This window comes from Achromobacter deleyi (genome assembly GCF_013116765.2).
GTDB classification, from domain to species: domain Bacteria; phylum Pseudomonadota; class Gammaproteobacteria; order Burkholderiales; family Burkholderiaceae_B; genus Achromobacter; species Achromobacter deleyi_A.
The window spans coordinates 681,145-697,495 of the sequence record NZ_CP074375.1 but is presented as its reverse complement, the minus strand read 5'-3'; the positions used below and the strand labels follow the sequence as shown (position 1 = coordinate 697,495).

Below are 16,351 nucleotides of genomic sequence, written 5' to 3'. Positions count from 1 at the left end.
TGCGAGGGGTTCCAGTCAGGGACCGCGGTGCAGGCACCGCATGCGCCCCTGCCTCTGCCTATCAGGCAAAGTTCTTGGCGGCGAACTCCCAGTTCACCAGCGCCCAGAAGTTCTCCAGGTACTTGGGACGGGCGTTGCGGTAGTCGATGTAGTAGGCGTGTTCCCAGACATCACAGGTGAGCAGCGGCGTGTCGGCCGTCGTGAGCGGGGTGGCGGCATTGCTGGTGTTGACGATGTCGACCGAGCCATCGGCCTTCTTGACCAGCCAGGTCCAGCCCGAACCGAAGTTGCCGGCGGCCGACTTGTTGAACGCTTCCTTGAAAGCGTCGAAGCTGCCCCACTTGGCATTGATGGCGTCAGCCAGCTTGCCCGAAGGTGCGCCGCCGGCCTTGGGAGCCAGGCTGTTCCAGTAGAACGTGTGGTTCCAGATCTGGGCCGCGTTGTTGAAAATGCCACCCGAGGACTTCTTCACGATGTCTTCCAGCGACAGCGTTTCGAATTCCGTACCCGGGATCAGGTTGTTCAGGTTCGTGACGTAAGTCTGGTGGTGCTTGCCGTAGTGGAACTCCAGCGTTTCCTTGGAGATATGCGGAGCCAGCGCGTCCAGTTCGTAAGGCAGGGGGGGAAGAGTATGTGCCATGTGATGGTTCCTTCTGTTGAGTGCACGATCAAGCCGTTCAATTGTATCGGCAACTAATGAGGATACCGCGTTAACCCCGCGTCCGCGCGGGGTTAACGGACGCATGTACTTATGACGTCGATGTCTGAGTTTTGTAAACGCTACTCTTTCGCGTATCGCAGTTCCCGGCCGCCACGCTTCTCGACCAGCGCGCCGTCCTTTTGCAACGTGAATGTCTTGTGCAGCGGGGTGCCGGCGGCGGATTCAGGCGCCGCGACATCGATGCGGATGGCTCGCGCGGCGGCATCGATCTTGCTGATGTCCACCTCATGCCAGCGCGCGCCCGAAGGCAGCGGCAAGAACACGGCCAGGCCTTTCAACGCCCCTGCCGCAATCGGCGCACTGACACCGTCGGCGCCTTCCGATTGCCGCGGCGCGCCGCCATGGTCGGCCTCCGCCGACGACATCGCCACATTGACCTTCACCGGCCGGTCGCGGTAGTACACGCGCACCGTCAGCAGGCCCGCCTCGGCCGGCCGGGTATCGGCGCGCACGTCCACGATGGCCGAGTACGGCTGAATTGGCGGCGTGTCCAGGAAGACCTGCCTGCCGTCGCTGCGCCAGGCGCCGCGCGCACTGATGTCGATCGCGCCATAGCTCATCAGGTAGTCGAAGCTGCCGTCTTCGGACAGCAGCAGTTCGCTGCCCACTTCGCGCAAGCCTTGCAGAAAGTAGTGCCCCGGCAGACGGACGGCATCCGCCGATTTGCTGGGCGCCTTGGCCCCTGCGCGCCTGCCTTGCGCAGGCGGTGCACACTCGGCCTTGAGCGTCACGCCGGCCTCTTGCAGGACGCGGCCGAACGCAGGCGCGGACTGGCACGCCAGCGTGTTCTGGAACGACTGCCCCGGCGGCGCCACGGCGGCATCGAAGCGTGCGCGATAACGCGCCAGCAGGGACAGCATCCCGGGCTGGCCGGTTTCCAGCGCAACCCAGGCGGGACTGCGGCCCGCGCCATCGGCCGCGTCCGGGCTGGCTCCAGCCGACAGCATCGCATCGGCCAGGTCCTTGCGACCCAGCCGTATCGCCACATTCAGCGGCGTATCGCCATCGTCCAGCTGCGCATCCAGGTCCGTGCCCGAGGCCTTCAGTTGTCGCAGCACCTGCACGACCGTATCGTGCCGGGCCGTGACCAATTGCCGGCTCTGCAACAGCAGCGCCACGATGCGGTCCGGCAAAGGGCCGGCGTCGCGCGCGCAGATGTCGTGCTTGCCGGTAAAGCCGGCCGCCTGCAGCTGCCCGAAGTAGCCCGGCTTGTCCAACAGATTGAATTCGCCGCTCTGGGGCAGGCAGGCGTCCGCCAGCGCCTGACCGTTGGCCTGGCTGACGCGGCGCACCAGTTCCATGTCGCCCGAGGCTACGGCGGCGTTCAGCAAGGCATACGGCGCGGGGGCACGCGGCAGCCGCGCGTCGTCCAGCCTGGCGCCCGCGCGCTGCAGGCGGTCCAGCATCGCGGTGTCCTGGCGGCCGATCAGCCAATACAAGGCGCTCTCGCCATCCGGCGCCAGCGCGACCGGGTCCGCGCCCTTTGCCAGCAAGGCATCGACGACGGAAGTCTGGCCGGACATTGCCGCCAGCAACAGCGGCGGCGTCGCGCTAAGGTCATAACGGCTGTCCGCCGTGCCGCCGCGCTCGTCGGCCTGGCCCGGCGCGGACGGATTGACCGGCACTCCGGCGTCGATCAGCATCAAGGCCAGGGCCGCATCGCGGTTCTCCAGCGCCTGCCGGATCGCATCGGCCCCCAGCGACTTCAAGTCGAATCCCACCTCCGCGAACATCCGCAACATCGCGGCGCCCTGCTTGCCGGGCTGGCGCAACAGCAGCGCGACCGGCGAGCTCTCGGGGTCGCGCAGCGCGGCCTGCAGCGACCCGGGCTTCATCGACGCCAGCAGATCGCGCAGGGCCGCCGCGTCGCCCGCCTGCACCGCCAATTCCAGCGCCGACTTCAGGTCGTAACCCTGGCGCTTGATGCCGGGGTCCGCGCCAGCGGCCAGCAAAATCTTCACGGCTTCGGGTTTGCGGGCCTCGACCGCATCGGCCAAAGGCGTGTTGCCATGCTGCTCGGCGGCGTCGCCCTCGACCGGCGCGCCCAGCGCCAACAGGCGCCGCAGCGTTTCCGCATCCCCCCGCCGGGCGGCAAGGTTCATGATGGGCCGAGCCGCCACCTCGACCTTGGCGAAGACAAGGTCGGCCGACCCGGTCTGCGGGCCGCGCTGCGCAAAGGGCATTTCCGCGCGCAGCAGCTGCGCGGCGATCGCCGGATGGCCGCCCTCCACCGCGGCCTGCGCCGCGTCCAGCCACACATCGCGTTCGCCGCTTTCGCCATAGGCGGTCGCGGGGATCTTGCGCGGCCCCAGCTCCATCAGCATGGACACGGCGTCCGCGTTACCCAGGTAGGCAGCAAGCGCCAAGGCGGTCAGCTCTTCGCCGTAGGCGGGCCTGGTGCCGGTGGCCGCCAGCGCCCGCAAGGACTCCGCGCCTTCGGTCATTTCCACCATGGGCGTCCAGGCCAGGAAATCGGCCGCGGGCCGAAGCTTGCCCTGCTCGTCGGAAAAAAGGCTGCGCAGGGTTTCATCGGCGGGCTGATCGAGGCCGGTGTAAGGCCGCGCCGCGCCGGCCTTGAACAAGGCCAGCACCATGCGCGTCAGCTCCTTGCGGTCGACCAGGCGTGGCAGATAGGTCATGCGCACCGCGAACTCGAAATCGCGGTTCAGCAGGAATTCCAGGGCCGTGCGATTTTCATCGCCGCGCTGGTCCGGCCTGGCCCCCGCCCCCAGCAGCGCGTCCATGATCTCGGGCGAGCCATACAGGATCGCCAGATGCAGGGGCGGACGGCGCGATTGATAGGTCACGTCGTCCAGCGCCGGCTTCGTGGCCAGCAGCGCGGCCAGCATGCGCGCGCGAGCCGGCAGGATCGCCGCGTAGGCCTCGCGGATGCGCGCCGCTTCCTGCGGCGTCATGTTCCAGTACACGTCTTTGAAGCGCAGGCCGCGTGGCGGCGTCAGCAGGGCATGCAAGAGGGGCACGCCCTCCCTCGCGTAGTCGCCCGGACGGTCCACCTGCGCCAGTGCCGCGGAAAATGCCGCCTCATCGCTGCCGTTGACGGCCGCAAACAGCGCTTCGGTCTGCGGAGTATCGGCGTTCTTGTATTCGCGGTAGGGCGAATCGCAATTGCATTCAAGCGCGGGGACCGTCTCGCCAGCGGCTGCGGGGACCGCCCAGGCCATTGCCGGGTGGCCTATCGCCAATGCCGTTCCGGCCAGCACACCGGCCAACCAACCCAAGCTAATGTTGTGCCGCATCGCCTTGCCCTTGATCGCGTGGAGTGTCCTGCGCCCGACAGGCCGAACGCCGTGCCGGCGGCACGGCGCACAGGCCGCCGCGCCGTATCAGCTGGCGTCGCGCGTATTGCGGATTTGTTGAACCTCGACCAGGGCGCCGCCTTGCGCAAAGCTCAGGTCCAGTCCTTGGCCGGCGGACAGGCCCGCGGCATCACGCACGATCCTGCCCTCGGCATCGCGGGCAATCGCATAACCGCGCGCCAGCGTATTGCCGGGATCGAGCGCGCGCAGTTGCGCGGTGGCGGCGGCCAGGCGGTTGCGGCTCTGAACCAGCAGGCGCGCATGCGCCTGGCTCAATTGGCGGACAGCGCCCGCCAGGCGATCCGCGGCGCGGCCGGTGTCGGGGACGCGATGCGTCAGCCGCTGGGCCAGCAGATTGACGCGCGCCGTGCGGCGGCCTTGCGGCGCCGACCAGGCGGACGCCAGCCGGAAGCGCAGGCTGTTCAGGCGTTCCCGCTGGTGCTCCAGCCGCTGGGCCGGGGACACCAGCTGCGCGGCCGCCCGGTCCAGGCGCTGTGCCGCCCGCTCCAGCCGGCGCTGCTGGACGCGCGCCATGGACTGGGCGGTCTGCATGACGCGCCCCAGCAACTCGGACCGTGGCGCGCAAGCCAGTTCGGCCGCGGCCGTCGGCGTGGGCGCGCGCACATCGGACACGAAGTCCACGATCGTGAAATCGGTCTCGTGGCCGACGCCGCTGATGACGGGAATCTCGCTGACCGCCACCTGGCGCGCCAGATCCTCGTCATTGAAGCTCCAGAGATCTTCGATGCTGCCGCCGCCACGCACGAGCAGCAGCGTATCCACCTCGGCACGCTGATTGGCCATCCGCACCTGCGCGGCCAGCCTGCCCGCGGCATCCGCCCCCTGAACCGGGGCCGGATAGATGATGACGGGCACCTGGGGCGCGCGCCGCGCCAGCGCCGACAGCACGTCCCGCAGCGCGGCGGCATGCAGGGAGGTGATCACGCCGATCGCCCGCGGCAGGCGGACCGGGTCGCGCTTGCGGGCGGGGTCGAACAGCCCTTCCGAGGCCAACTGCTCCTTCAGCCGCAGGAATGCTTCATACAGGTTCCCGAGACCGGCCCGGCGCATGGCGTCGGCTTGCAGCTGGTAGTCGCCGCGGGGCTCGTACAGGGAAACCCTGGCCCGGATTTCCACCTGGTCGCCCGCCCTGGGAACGAAACCCACGGCGCTGGCGCGGCCGCGGAACATGACAGCCCGCACGGAGGCCCGGCTGTCCTTGAGCGTGAAGTACCAATGCCCGGAAGCCGCCTGCGTGAAGTTGGAAATCTCCCCGCGAACCCATAACGCCGGGATGCTGCGCTCCAACAACTGCCCCACGGCTTGGTTCAGCTGGGCAACTGTCAGGATATCCCGCGTAAATGCGTTGTTTGTGACTGCGAATTCAATTGTCATGAGGCTTTCCGATGCGTACCTGTCCACAGGGCATACGTAGCGGGGCGCAATGATACCGCGTCCCCAGGAATTTGCAGCAACTGCCCAGACAGCCAGCATTTTCGGTGCAAATCACTGATTTTTATGAGATTTTTACTTGTCGCACGGTGCGCGAAATTGAAGCAAACAAGCGCAAGCCCTGTGCCCATAAGCGTTCCGGCGGAGTTTTGCACAGAATTATCCACAGTTTCTGTGGATAGTTTCGGGATCGTCCCGCCTTGCCACAAGTCCGCCGCACCGTTACAGTTTCGGCTTGTTCAGAATGCCAATGCGCGCCGTCCGGCACGCCCGGCTCCCCCAGGAGTTGAACGCTTTGCTTTCCATCTTGCGCGAGGCCGGCTGGCCGATATGGCCCCTACTGGCAACATCCGTGCTGGGCTTGGCGCTGATCTTCGAGCGCTTCCTGTCCCTGCGCCGAAACCTGATCCTGCCGCGCGGCCTGAACGAACAGGTCGCCGAGATGCTGCGCAACCGGCAGGACACCCCCGAATCAATCCACCGCCTGGAACGCAATTCGCCGCTGGGCCGGGTGCTGGCCGAGGTGATGCGTCACCGCCACCTGCCCCGCGAAGAGCTGCGCAACGTGGTCGAGGACGCCGGCCGGGCCGTCGCCCATGACCTCAGCCGCTACATTTCCGCCATCGGCACCATCGCCGTCATCGCGCCGCTCATGGGCCTGTTCGGCACCGTGGTCGGCATGATCGAGATCTTCGGCTCCTACACGCCCGGTGGCGGAGACCCCGCCCAGCTGGCGCGCGGCATCTCGATGGCCCTGTACAACACCGGTTTCGGCATCCTGATCGCCATTCCCGCCATGATCGCGCACCGCTATCTGCGCGGCCGCGTGGACGGTTATCTCAGCGCCATGGAACAGGCCGCCTCCCGCCTGGTCCGTGTCGTGTCCACGGCACCGGCCGCGCGCGAGGGCCGTTCATGAATTTCCGCGGATCCCGGGGCGATCGCGATGAGCTCGATATCAACCTCATCCCGCTCATCGACGTCCTGCTGGTCATCCTGATCTTCCTGGCGGCGACCACCTCGTTTGCGCGCTTCACGCAGCTGAAGGTGACGCTGCCCCAGGCCTCCTCCGAGCAGGACACGCCGCCGGCGCTGGAAGTCGCCGTGAGCCAGGACGGGCGTTATGCCCTCAACGGCACGCTCATCGACGTCTCCACGCCTCCCGAAATCGCCGATGCCCTGCGCCAGGCCGCCGCCGGCAAGACCGAGCCGCTGGTCGTCATCAACGCCGACGCGCAGGCCACGCACCAATCCGTGATCAACATCATGGAAGCAGCCCGGCTGGCCGGCATCGGCCGCGTCAATTTCGCCGCCCAGACTGCCCGGTGACCGCGAAACGCACTTCGGCATCCCTGCTGGCGCGGCAATGGCAGCATGGCGGCTGGCTATCCACCGCCTTGCGTCCCCTTTCCGCCCTGACCGCATGGGCCGTGGCGCGCAAACGCGCGCTCTACCAGGACGGGGCCAAGACCGCCTACCGCGCGCCCGTCCCCGTGGTCGTGATCGGCAACGTCTATGTGGGCGGCACCGGCAAGACCCCCATGGTGATCGCCACCGTCGAAGGCCTGCGCGCGCGCGGCTTCACGCCGGGCGTCGTCAGCCGCGGCTACGGCGTCAAAGTCGGCCCCCATGCCCGCGTCGGGCTGGGTTCGCTGGGAGCGGCCCGCTTCGGCGATGAGCCGGCGCTGATCGCGCGCGCCACCGGCGCCCCCGTGGCCATCCACCCCAAACGCGCCCTGGCCGCCCAGGCCCTGCTGCGGGCGCACCCCAAGGTGGATGTCATCGTTTCGGACGACGGCCTGCAGCACCTGGCCTTGGCCCGCGACATCGAAATCGTGGTGCAGGACCAGCGTGGCATCGGCAACGGCCGCCTCCTGCCCGCCGGGCCGCTGCGCGAACCCGCCAGCCGCCTGAACGATGTGGATGCCGTAGTGACCAATATCGGCACGCCGCCCCGCGAACCGGACTCCGACGGCGCCACTGGCCGCCCGCGCCAGGTGCGCATGTGGCTGGAACCGGGCGACGCGAAGCGGATCGAGGGGCATGCCACCCGTCCCCTGTCCGGCTTTTCCGGGCAACCGCGGGTCGCGGCGGCGGCAGGCATCGGCAACCCCGAGCGGTTCTTCACGACCCTGCGCGCCGCCGGCATCACGCTGGCAAGCACACTGGCGCTGCCGGACCACCACGATTACGCCGTATCCCCATTCCAGGATCTGGCTGCCGACGCGATCCTGGTCACCTCCAAGGACGCCATCAAATGCGGCGCCCTGAACGACGCGCGCCTGTGGGAAGTACCCGTGCGCGCAGCTTTTTCCGACCCGCAGCTGTTTGACTGGCTGGCGCAGGCGCTGCGCGAGACGCCACGGGCCTAGAAGCACGCCGGCTTGCCCGCGGCGGCGCACTTGATTCGAAACATTGCTCCCGCGTCCGGCGGATGCGGTCCCGGCGCAAACTGTTTTAGAATCCCGGTCATGGAATCCCGCCTTCTCGACATCCTCGTCTGCCCCTTGTGCAAGGGCCGCCTCGAACACGACCGGCAGCAGGCCGAACTGGTCTGCCGCGCCGACCGCCTGGCCTTCCCGCTGCGCGACGGCATCCCCGTCATGCTCGAGTCGGAAGCCCGCGTGCTGGACGACGCCGCCGCTTCCCGCTGAACGCCGCATCGTGAGCTTCATCGCCATCATCCCGGCGCGCACCGCCTCGACCCGCCTGCCCGACAAGCCGCTGGCTGACATCGCCGGCAAGCCCATGGTCGTGCGCACCGCCGAACGGGCCGCCTTGTCCGGCGCGTCGCAGCTCTACATCGCCACCGACGACGTCCGCGTGCAACAAGCGGTCCAGGCGCATGGCCTGCGCGCCCTGATGACCCGCGGCGATCACCCCACCGGCACCGACCGGCTGGCGGAGGCCGTAGAGCAGCTGGGCCTGCCCGATGACGCCATCGTGGTGAACGTCCAGGGCGACGAACCCCTGATCGAGCCCGAACTCATCGACGCCGTGGCGGCCAAGCTCCGGGCCTGCCCCCAGGCCGACATCGCCACCTGCGCCTGCCCGCTGGCCGACGCCGAGGCCCTGTTCAACCCCAATGTCGTCAAGCTGGTCTGCGCCGCGGATGACCGCGCGCTGTACTTTTCGCGCGCCCCCATTCCCTGGGCCCGCGACGCGCTGGCCAGCGGCGAGCGCGTGCTGGCCGACGGCCTGCCCGCCTGGCACCACATCGGCCTGTACGCCTACCGCGCGTCGTTCCTGCGCCGCTACCCGACCCTGCCGCAAGGTGTGCTGGAACGGTTCGAATCGCTTGAGCAGCTGCGCGCCATGGAGCATGGCCACGCTATCGTCGTCCATCGGGCCTCCACCCCTCCTGCCGCGGGAGTCGATACCCCGGCGGACCTGGAGCGGGTCCGGTTGATCTACAGCAAACCGATATAAGGGTTATTTCCCATGGCGCAGCCCCGCATTGGCTGCTGCATTGCGGCATAATCCCCCGGATCACAAAAAATAAACCCCATCAGGAGCACTCATGCGTCTCATCTTGCTCGGACCCCCCGGCGCCGGCAAAGGCACCCAGGCCGCGTTTCTAACGCAGCACTTTGGCATTCCCCAAATCTCCACCGGCGACATGCTGCGCGCCGCGGTGAAGGCGGGCACCCCTCTGGGTCTTGAAGCCAAAAAGGTCATGGACGCAGGCGGCCTGGTTTCCGACGAGATCATCATCGGCCTGGTGCAAGACCGCCTGAAGCAGCCCGACTGCGCCAGCGGCTATCTGTTCGACGGTTTCCCCCGCACCATCCCGCAGGCCGATGCGCTCAAGAGCGCCGGCGTCAAGCTGGACTATGTCGTGGAAATCGCCGTCCCCGAAGAAGACATCATCGAACGCATGAGCGGACGCCGCGTGCACCAGCCCAGCGGCCGCAGCTACCACGTGCGCTTCAACCCGCCCAAGGCGGAAGGCAAGGACGACGTCACCGGCGAAGACCTGATCCAGCGCGACGACGATCGCGAGGAAACCGTGCGCCACCGCCTGTCCGTGTACCGCGAACAGACGCGTCCGCTGGTCGACTACTACTCGACCTGGGCGCAGCAGGACGCCGCCGCCGCCCCGAAGTACCGCAAGATCTCGGGCGTGGGCGCCGTCGACGAAATCAAGTCGCGCCTGTTCGAGGCCGTCCAGAGCTGATTTGGCGCCTCGATGGCCCAAAGGCCTTCGGCGCCGGCCGGACGCGATGCGTTCCGGCTCCGGCCCGAAGGCCTTGTTGCATTCGGCGCCCCGCCGCGCCGCCTCCCTTCCCTTGAACTGATCTGGTGGTAGATACATGGAAATCGCGAACAAGGTATTCATCGTTACGGGCGGTGCGTCCGGCCTGGGTGCAGGCACCGTGCGCATGCTGGTGGAAAACGGCGCCAAGGTCGTCATCGCCGACGTGCAGGACGCGCCGGGCGAAGCCCTGGCCAAGGAACTGGGCCAGCGCTACGTGCATTGCGACGTGACGCAGGAAGCCGACGGCAAGAATGCCGTCGCCGCCGCGCGCGAACTGGGCACGCTGTTTGGCCTGGTGAACTGCGCGGGCGTCGCGCCCGCCGCCAAGATCGTGGGCAAGAATGGCGCGCATCCCCTGGACCTGTTCCAGAAGGTCGTGTCCATCAACCTGATCGGCAGCTTCAACATGATGCGCCTGGCCGCCGAAGCCATGAGCGCCAACAGCCCCGAGCCCACCGGCGAACGCGGCGTGATGATCAACACGGCCTCGGTTGCCGCCTTCGACGGCCAGATCGGCCAAGCGGCCTACGCCGCGTCCAAGGCCGGCGTCGCGGGCATGACGCTGCCCATCGCGCGCGACCTGGCCAAGACCGGCATCCGCTGCATGACCATCGCCCCGGGCATCTTCGGCACGCCGATGATCTTCGGCATGCCGCAAGAAGTGCAGGACTCGCTGGCCGCCAGCATTCCGTTCCCCGCCCGCCTGGGCCGCCCGGAAGACTACGCCAAGCTGGTCCAGAGCATCATCACCAACGATATGCTCAACGGCGAGACCATCCGCCTGGACGGCGCCATCCGCATGCCGCCGAAGTGATGTAGTACAAAGGCAGGCCCACGACGTGGGCCGCCTTTTTGGTTGATGCCATTTGGTTTCAAGCCGTCGCACCGGGCCGGCCCGCACCTTTTCTAGTAGTCCATCCATGAGCCTGTTTCGTTCGGCGGCCACGGTCAGCAGCTTTACCTTGCTGTCCCGCATTTCCGGCCTGATCCGCGACATCCTGGTGGCCCGCGCCTTTGGCGCCGGTCCCATCACCGACGCCTTCTGGGTCGCTTTTCGTATCCCCAACCTGTTGCGCCGCCTGTTCGCCGAAGGCGCGTTTGCGCAGGCATTCGTGCCCATCCTGGGCGCCGCGCGCAACAACCGCTCCGAAGAAGAAGTCCGCACGCTGCTTGACCGCGTGGCCCTGCTGCTGACCGCGGCGCTGATGCTGATCACGCTGATCGGCATCGCCGCGGCCCCATGGGTGGTGTCCGCCATGGCCAGCGGCCTGCGCGGCGCGGCCCGCGATACCGAATTCGGCGCCGCCGTCTGGATGACGCGGATGATGTTCCCGTACATCTTCTGCATGTCCCTGATCGCCTTCGCGTCCGGCGTGCTCAATACCTGGCGCCGCTTTGCCGTGCCCGCCTTCACGCCTGTGCTGCTCAACCTCTCGATGATCGGCGCCTGCATCTGGCTTGCGCCGCGCATGGACGTGCCGGTCTACGCGCTGGCCATCGGCGTCATGATCGGCGGCGTGGCGCAGCTTGCGGTTCAATGGGTCGCCTTGGCGCGGCTGGGCCTCACCCCGCGCTTTTCCTTCCGTTTCCGCCAGGCGTGGGCCGACCCCACGGTGCAGCGCATCCTGAAGCAGATGGCGCCGGCCACGCTGGGCGTGTCCGTGGCGCAGATCTCCCTGCTGATCAACACCAATATCGCCACCTGGCTCACCCCCGGCAGCGTGACCTGGCTGTCGTTCGCCGACCGCCTGATGGAATTCCCCACCGCGCTGCTGGGCGTGGCCCTGGGCACAGTCCTGTTGCCCAGCCTGTCCGCGGCCCATGCGCGCGACGACCACGGCGGCTACAGCGCCCTGCTGGACTGGGGCTTGCGGCTGGTCCTGCTGCTGGGATTGCCCGCCGCGGTGGGCATGGCGCTGCTGTCGGATGGCCTGGTCGCCACGCTGTTTCACTATGGCGCCTTCGCCGCCCAGGATGTGCTGCAGACCCGGCTGGCGGTTATCTCGTATTCCGCCGGGCTGATCGGCCTGCTTGCCGTCAAGATCCTGGCCCCTGGCTTCTATGCCAAGCAGGATATCCGTACCCCGGTGAAGATCGCCATCGCCGTGCTGATCCTGACTCAGCTGATGAACCTGGTGCTGGTCCCGGTGATGGCGCATGCGGGACTGGCGCTGGCCATCGGCCTGGGCGCCTGCCTGAACGCGCTGGCGCTGCTGATCGGCCTGCGCCAGCGCGGCCTTTACCAGCCCGCCCCCGGCTGGGCCTTGTTCACGCTACGGCTGCTGCCGGCCCTGGGGGGGCTGGCCGCTCTGCTCTGGTATGCCGACGGGCGAATCGATTGGCTGGCGCTGCAGGCCCATGCCGGCCAGCGCGCCGCCCTGCTGGCCGGCGTATTGGCCGCCAGCGGTGTGGTCTACTTCGGAATGTTGTTACTGTTTGGCTTTCGCCCTAGGGACTTCGGACGCCGCCCGACGCGGTAATTTCAGCATTTCAGGCTACATTACCGTCCAAAAGCCGGCCTTTATGCCGGCTTTTCGCATTAAATTCGTCAAGAATTGATAAGCGGGCCGTAATCTTTGGTAAAAAACCTTTATGATTTAAAAATTCCCATCGAAAGGACTCCCGCATGCCAATACGCGCGGGAACATGAAGTGAAGTACGCCCAAGGACAACCCATGGCGGACCAGGTGATCAATTGGCTGCTGTTGCTGCGCTCCGGCAAGGCAACCGCGCAGGACTATAACGACTTCCTGGCGTGGCGCGCGGCCGACCCTGTCCATGAAGACGCCTGGCAGCAGCTGACGGGCACGCTGGCGGGGTCGACGTTCGGCCGGCTCGGCGACGCCTACCCTGCGGGGTATGCCACCGACGGCGCCCCCCCGCCGCTGATCCCTCCTCCGCCGGCCATCGTGCCGCCCCGCCGCCGCTTCCTGGCCGGCTCGCTTGCGCTCGTCGGAACCAGCGCCTTCGCCGCCTATGTCGGCAACGCCTTCTATCCGCTGAGCAACGTAGCCGCCGACGCAGCCACGGCCACGGGCGAGCGCCGCCGCTACGTGCTGTCCGATGGCAGCCAACTGCTGCTGGACGCGCGCAGCCGCGTCAACCTGGATTTCACCCCGGCGTATCGCCAGGTCCGCCTGCTGGACGGAGCGGTCACGGTATCGGTGGCGCCCGACGCGCGCCGCCCGTTCCTGGTCCAGACCGCGCAAGGCACGGTCCGCGCCCTGGGCACGCGCTACATGGTGCGCCAGCAGGCCCAGCGCACCGTGGTGGTGGTGCATGAACACGAAGTCGAAGTCGAAACCATGGCCGGCGCCCACGGCACCATCCGCGCCGGCACCGGCGCCCGTTTCGACAACTTCCGCATGGACACGCCTCGCGCCGAACTGATGGCCGAAGCCGCGTGGGAATCCGGCTGGGTCGAAGCCCGCGGCCGCCCGCTGACCGAGGTGATCGCGGCGCTGCGCCCCTATCGCAGCGGTACGCTGCGCGTGTCAATGGCAGCCGGCGGCTTGCCCGTAACCGGCCACTTTCCGCTCGACGACACCGACGCGGCGCTGGACAGCCTGCAGGACCTGATGCCTATCCACGTCCGCCGCTTCACGCCCTGGTTCGTTTCGATCAACGTCGCCACCTGACAACGATAGCGATGGCGCTGTGCCGGCGCACCGCTTCCGTTGTATACTCATTACGGTGTTTTTATCCAGTAGGCGCCGCGGGTTTTCCTCAAGGCTTTTCATGAGGACCATCCGCAAGGGTTCTCCAGCCCTGGGATTCTTCCCATCAGCGCCCCCCGCCCGGTTGACGGGCGCTCCATCGGTTGAAGCGACATTAAAAGCTTGCAATCCCGTAGGGACTTGCTACAATGTTCGACTTTGCCGAATTCAACTTATATAGCAACATGGCCAATACCGCCCAAGCCCGCAAGCGCGCTCGCCAATCCGTTGAGCGCAACAAGCACAATTCCAGCCTGCGCTCGATGCTGCGCACCGCCATCAAGCGCGTTCGCCAATCCATCGCCGCTGGCGACAAGGCTGCGGCTGGCGACGTGTTCCAGAAGGCCTCCAGCGTGATCGATCGCGTGGCTGACAAGAACATCATCCACAAGAACAAGGCCGCTCGTCACAAGAGCCGCCTGGCTGCCGCCATCAAGGCGCTGGCCTAAGCCATTCTGCCGCCCCTGCTTTTTTGGGGCGTCACGAATACGGCAAATAAAGAAGGATGCCCTCGGGCATCCTTTTTTGTTGCCTGAAAATAATGCGCTGCGAGGAACGCACTGCGGGGAACGCATTGCGGGATCGCAACGCCGCCTAGCCGCCCTGCCGGGCGGCCAGTTTGCCCTCGATGGCGCTGCCCGCTGCGCGCAACGACGCCATGAATGCGTCCACCAGCGGATTGCCGGGCCGGTGCTCCGGAAACACCACATTGACGCGAAACGGAAACGAGCGCGTCAAGGGGCGGATGTGCAGCCCGCGTCCGGCGAAATCCAGCGCAGTCAGTGGATTGACGATCGCCAGGCCCAGCCCCTGCCGCACGAACGTGCAGACCGACACGGCGGTCGGCGTTTCGACGATGGATCGCCGCAGCACCCCGGCCTCGGCAAACGCCTCGTCGATCTGGATGCGGTAAGGATCGCTGGAAGACAGGCTGACAAAGGCATGCCCTTCGAAGTCGGGCAAATCAATGGCCGGCCGCGCCAGCAGCGGATGCCCGTCCGGCAACACGCAAACCTCATCCACTTGCAGCAGCAACTCGACCCGCGTGCCGGCCGGCACCGTGTCGTGCTCGGTCAGGCCCAGGTCGTAGCGCTGCGCGGTCAGCCATTCCTCCAGCAGGGGCGATTCCTGCGTTTCCACCGACAGGCTCACCCCGGGATGCCGGCCATGAAACCGCAGGAAGGCGTCGGGCAGGATGGAATGGGAAAACGCCGGCAAGGCGATCACCGAGAGCTGCCCGCCCCGGAACGCCCGCAAACGCGCGGCGGCAGACGCCACCCGTTCCAGCCCGGCATAGGACTGCCGCACCTCTTCAAACAGCGCCAGCGCCGGCATGGTGGGCCGCAGGCGCCCCGCGATCCGCTCGAACAGCGCAAAGCCGATCGACTGCTCCATGCGGGCGAGCTCCCGGCTGACCGTCGGCTGCGACGTGCTGAGCAGGTCGGCGGCCTTGGTCACGCTGCCGGCGATCATCACGGCGCGGAAAACCTCGATATGCCGATGCGTCAGCATTCCTACCCCATATCAGAAATGAATTGATCGTCAAAATCAAAGCATTTTACTGGATGACCAAGGCCGGGCATCATGCCGCCTTTGCTTCACTCCAACAAGGTCCAGCACGCCATGGCATTCGATCCGCGCCAACTCACCCAACTCGCCGCCGAGCACGGCACGCCGCTATGGGTGTACGACGCCGCCGTCATCCGCGAACGCATCGCGCAACTGCGCCGCTTCGACACCATCCGCTACGCCCAGAAGGCCTGCTCGAACCTGCATATCCTGCGCCTGATGCGCTCGGAAGGCGCGGTCGTGGACGCGGTATCCCTGGGCGAGATCGAACGCAGCCTGGCGGCCGGCTTCCAGCCGCGGAGCGAACCCGAAGGCATCGTCTTCACCGCCGACCTGATCGACCACGCCACGCTTGCCGCCGTCCTCAAGCACCGCATCACGGTCAATGCCGGTTCGCTGGACATGCTGTCGCGCATCGGCCAGGCCTCCCCGGGCCATCGCGTATGGCTGCGCATCAATCCGGGCTTTGGCCACGGCCACAGCAACAAGACCAACACCGGCGGCCCGCAAAGCAAGCACGGCATCTGGATCGACGATCTGGCCGAAGCCGTGTCCATCGTGCGGCGCCACGGGCTCAAGCTGGTCGGGATTCACATGCACATCGGGTCCGGCGTCGACTACCGCCATCTGTCCAGCGTGTGCGACGCCATGGTCAGCGTGGTGAAGTCGCTTGATCACGACATCGAAGCCATTTCCGCCGGCGGTGGCCTGTCGATTCCCTACCGCGAGGGCGAGCCGCGCATCGACTGCGATCACTATTTCGAGCAGTGGGATGCGGCGCGCAAGCGCATCGCCCAGCATCTGGGCCACGACATCCGCCTGGAAATCGAACCCGGCCGCTTCCTGGTCGCCGAGGCCGGCGTGCTGGTGTCGGAAGTGCACTCGATCAACCGGCGCCCCAAGCGCGACTTCGCGCTGGTCGACGCGGGCTTCAACGACCTGATGCGCCCGGCCATGTATGGCAGCTTTCACCGCATCTCGGTGCATGCGCCGGACGGCGGACAGCCGCAGGGCGTGCCCGAGACGCGCATCGCCGTGGCCGGCCCGCTATGCGAGTCCGGAGACGTATTCACGCAGGACGAAGGCGGCGTCATGTCCGACCAGCTGCTGCCGCAGCCTCGCATTGGCGACTTCATGGTCTTTCACAATGCGGGCGCCTACGGCTCGTCGATGTCTTCCAACTACAACAGCCGCCCGCTGGCGCCGGAAGTGCTGCTGGACAAGGGCGAAGCCCGTCTGATCCGCCGCCGCCAGACGGTCGGCGAGCTGCTGGCGCTGGAGGACTAGACGAAGACGCCCGGCTTTTGCCGGGCGCCTT

At 67.1% G+C, this 16,351-nt stretch carries 15 protein-coding genes; 11 read left to right on the top strand and 4 right to left on the bottom strand.

Annotated features, from left to right (window positions below):
- Positions 1–61: 61 nt before the first annotated feature.
- From sodB to xseA, 3 genes are all read right to left on the bottom strand, one after another.
- Positions 62–640: a superoxide dismutase [Fe] gene (gene sodB / locus HLG70_RS03275; RefSeq protein WP_050445200.1), complete on the bottom strand. Its 579-nt coding sequence runs from the start codon at positions 638–640 to the stop codon at positions 62–64.
- 140 nt (positions 641–780) lie between these two features.
- Positions 781–3,903, bottom strand: a complete 3,123-nt coding sequence (locus HLG70_RS03270) for an ankyrin repeat domain-containing protein (RefSeq protein ID WP_171665166.1) — start codon at positions 3,901–3,903, stop codon at positions 781–783.
- A 162-nt stretch (positions 3,904–4,065) separates the two neighbouring features.
- On the bottom strand, positions 4,066–5,433 hold the full coding sequence (gene xseA / locus HLG70_RS03265; protein WP_171665167.1) for an exodeoxyribonuclease VII large subunit: 1,368 nt from the start codon (positions 5,431–5,433) through the stop codon (positions 4,066–4,068).
- A gap of 352 nt (positions 5,434–5,785) precedes the next feature.
- On the opposite strand from xseA, the gene HLG70_RS03260 reads away from it, so the two are divergent.
- The 10 genes from HLG70_RS03260 (at position 5,786) to rpsT (ending at position 13,913) form a co-directional block, all read left to right on the top strand.
- Positions 5,786–6,409: a MotA/TolQ/ExbB proton channel family protein gene (locus HLG70_RS03260; protein WP_171665168.1), complete on the top strand. Its 624-nt coding sequence runs from the start codon at positions 5,786–5,788 to the stop codon at positions 6,407–6,409.
- Positions 6,406–6,819 (top strand): ExbD/TolR family protein, encoded by a 414-nt coding sequence (locus HLG70_RS03255; protein WP_057282560.1) that lies wholly within the window; start codon positions 6,406–6,408, stop codon positions 6,817–6,819. The genes HLG70_RS03260 and HLG70_RS03255 overlap by 4 nt, the downstream gene beginning before the upstream one ends.
- Positions 6,816–7,862, top strand: a complete 1,047-nt coding sequence (lpxK, locus tag HLG70_RS03250) for a tetraacyldisaccharide 4'-kinase (RefSeq protein ID WP_171665169.1) — start codon at positions 6,816–6,818, stop codon at positions 7,860–7,862. The genes HLG70_RS03255 and lpxK overlap by 4 nt, the downstream gene beginning before the upstream one ends.
- A gap of 99 nt (positions 7,863–7,961) precedes the next feature.
- Positions 7,962–8,144 (top strand): Trm112 family protein, encoded by a 183-nt coding sequence (locus HLG70_RS03245; RefSeq protein WP_171665170.1) that lies wholly within the window; start codon positions 7,962–7,964, stop codon positions 8,142–8,144.
- Positions 8,145–8,154: 10 nt separating this feature from the next.
- Entirely contained in the window at positions 8,155–8,919 is a 765-nt protein-coding gene (gene kdsB / locus HLG70_RS03240) for a 3-deoxy-manno-octulosonate cytidylyltransferase (protein WP_171665171.1), read from the top strand.
- 91 nt (positions 8,920–9,010) lie between these two features.
- Positions 9,011–9,667 (top strand): adenylate kinase, encoded by a 657-nt coding sequence (adk, locus tag HLG70_RS03235; protein WP_057282556.1) that lies wholly within the window; start codon positions 9,011–9,013, stop codon positions 9,665–9,667.
- A 136-nt stretch (positions 9,668–9,803) separates the two neighbouring features.
- A complete protein-coding gene (locus HLG70_RS03230; RefSeq protein ID WP_171665172.1) occupies positions 9,804–10,562 on the top strand; it encodes a 3-hydroxyacyl-CoA dehydrogenase in 759 nt (252 codons plus the stop codon).
- A gap of 106 nt (positions 10,563–10,668) precedes the next feature.
- Positions 10,669–12,228 (top strand): murein biosynthesis integral membrane protein MurJ, encoded by a 1,560-nt coding sequence (gene murJ, locus HLG70_RS03225; protein ID WP_171665173.1) that lies wholly within the window; start codon positions 10,669–10,671, stop codon positions 12,226–12,228.
- A gap of 195 nt (positions 12,229–12,423) precedes the next feature.
- Entirely contained in the window at positions 12,424–13,386 is a 963-nt protein-coding gene (locus HLG70_RS03220) for a FecR domain-containing protein (RefSeq protein WP_171665701.1), read from the top strand.
- A gap of 263 nt (positions 13,387–13,649) precedes the next feature.
- Positions 13,650–13,913 (top strand): 30S ribosomal protein S20, encoded by a 264-nt coding sequence (gene rpsT, locus HLG70_RS03215; RefSeq protein ID WP_025135824.1) that lies wholly within the window; start codon positions 13,650–13,652, stop codon positions 13,911–13,913.
- Between the two features lie 145 nt (positions 13,914–14,058).
- On the opposite strand, the gene HLG70_RS03210 is transcribed toward rpsT, so the two are convergent.
- Entirely contained in the window at positions 14,059–14,976 is a 918-nt protein-coding gene (locus HLG70_RS03210; protein ID WP_171665174.1) for a LysR family transcriptional regulator, read from the bottom strand.
- Between the two features lie 111 nt (positions 14,977–15,087).
- Between HLG70_RS03210 and lysA the strand changes: the two genes are divergently transcribed.
- Complete coding sequence (gene lysA / locus HLG70_RS03205; RefSeq protein WP_171665703.1) at positions 15,088–16,320, top strand: diaminopimelate decarboxylase; 1,233 nt, start codon at positions 15,088–15,090, stop codon at positions 16,318–16,320.
- Positions 16,321–16,351: the final 31 nt, after the last annotated feature.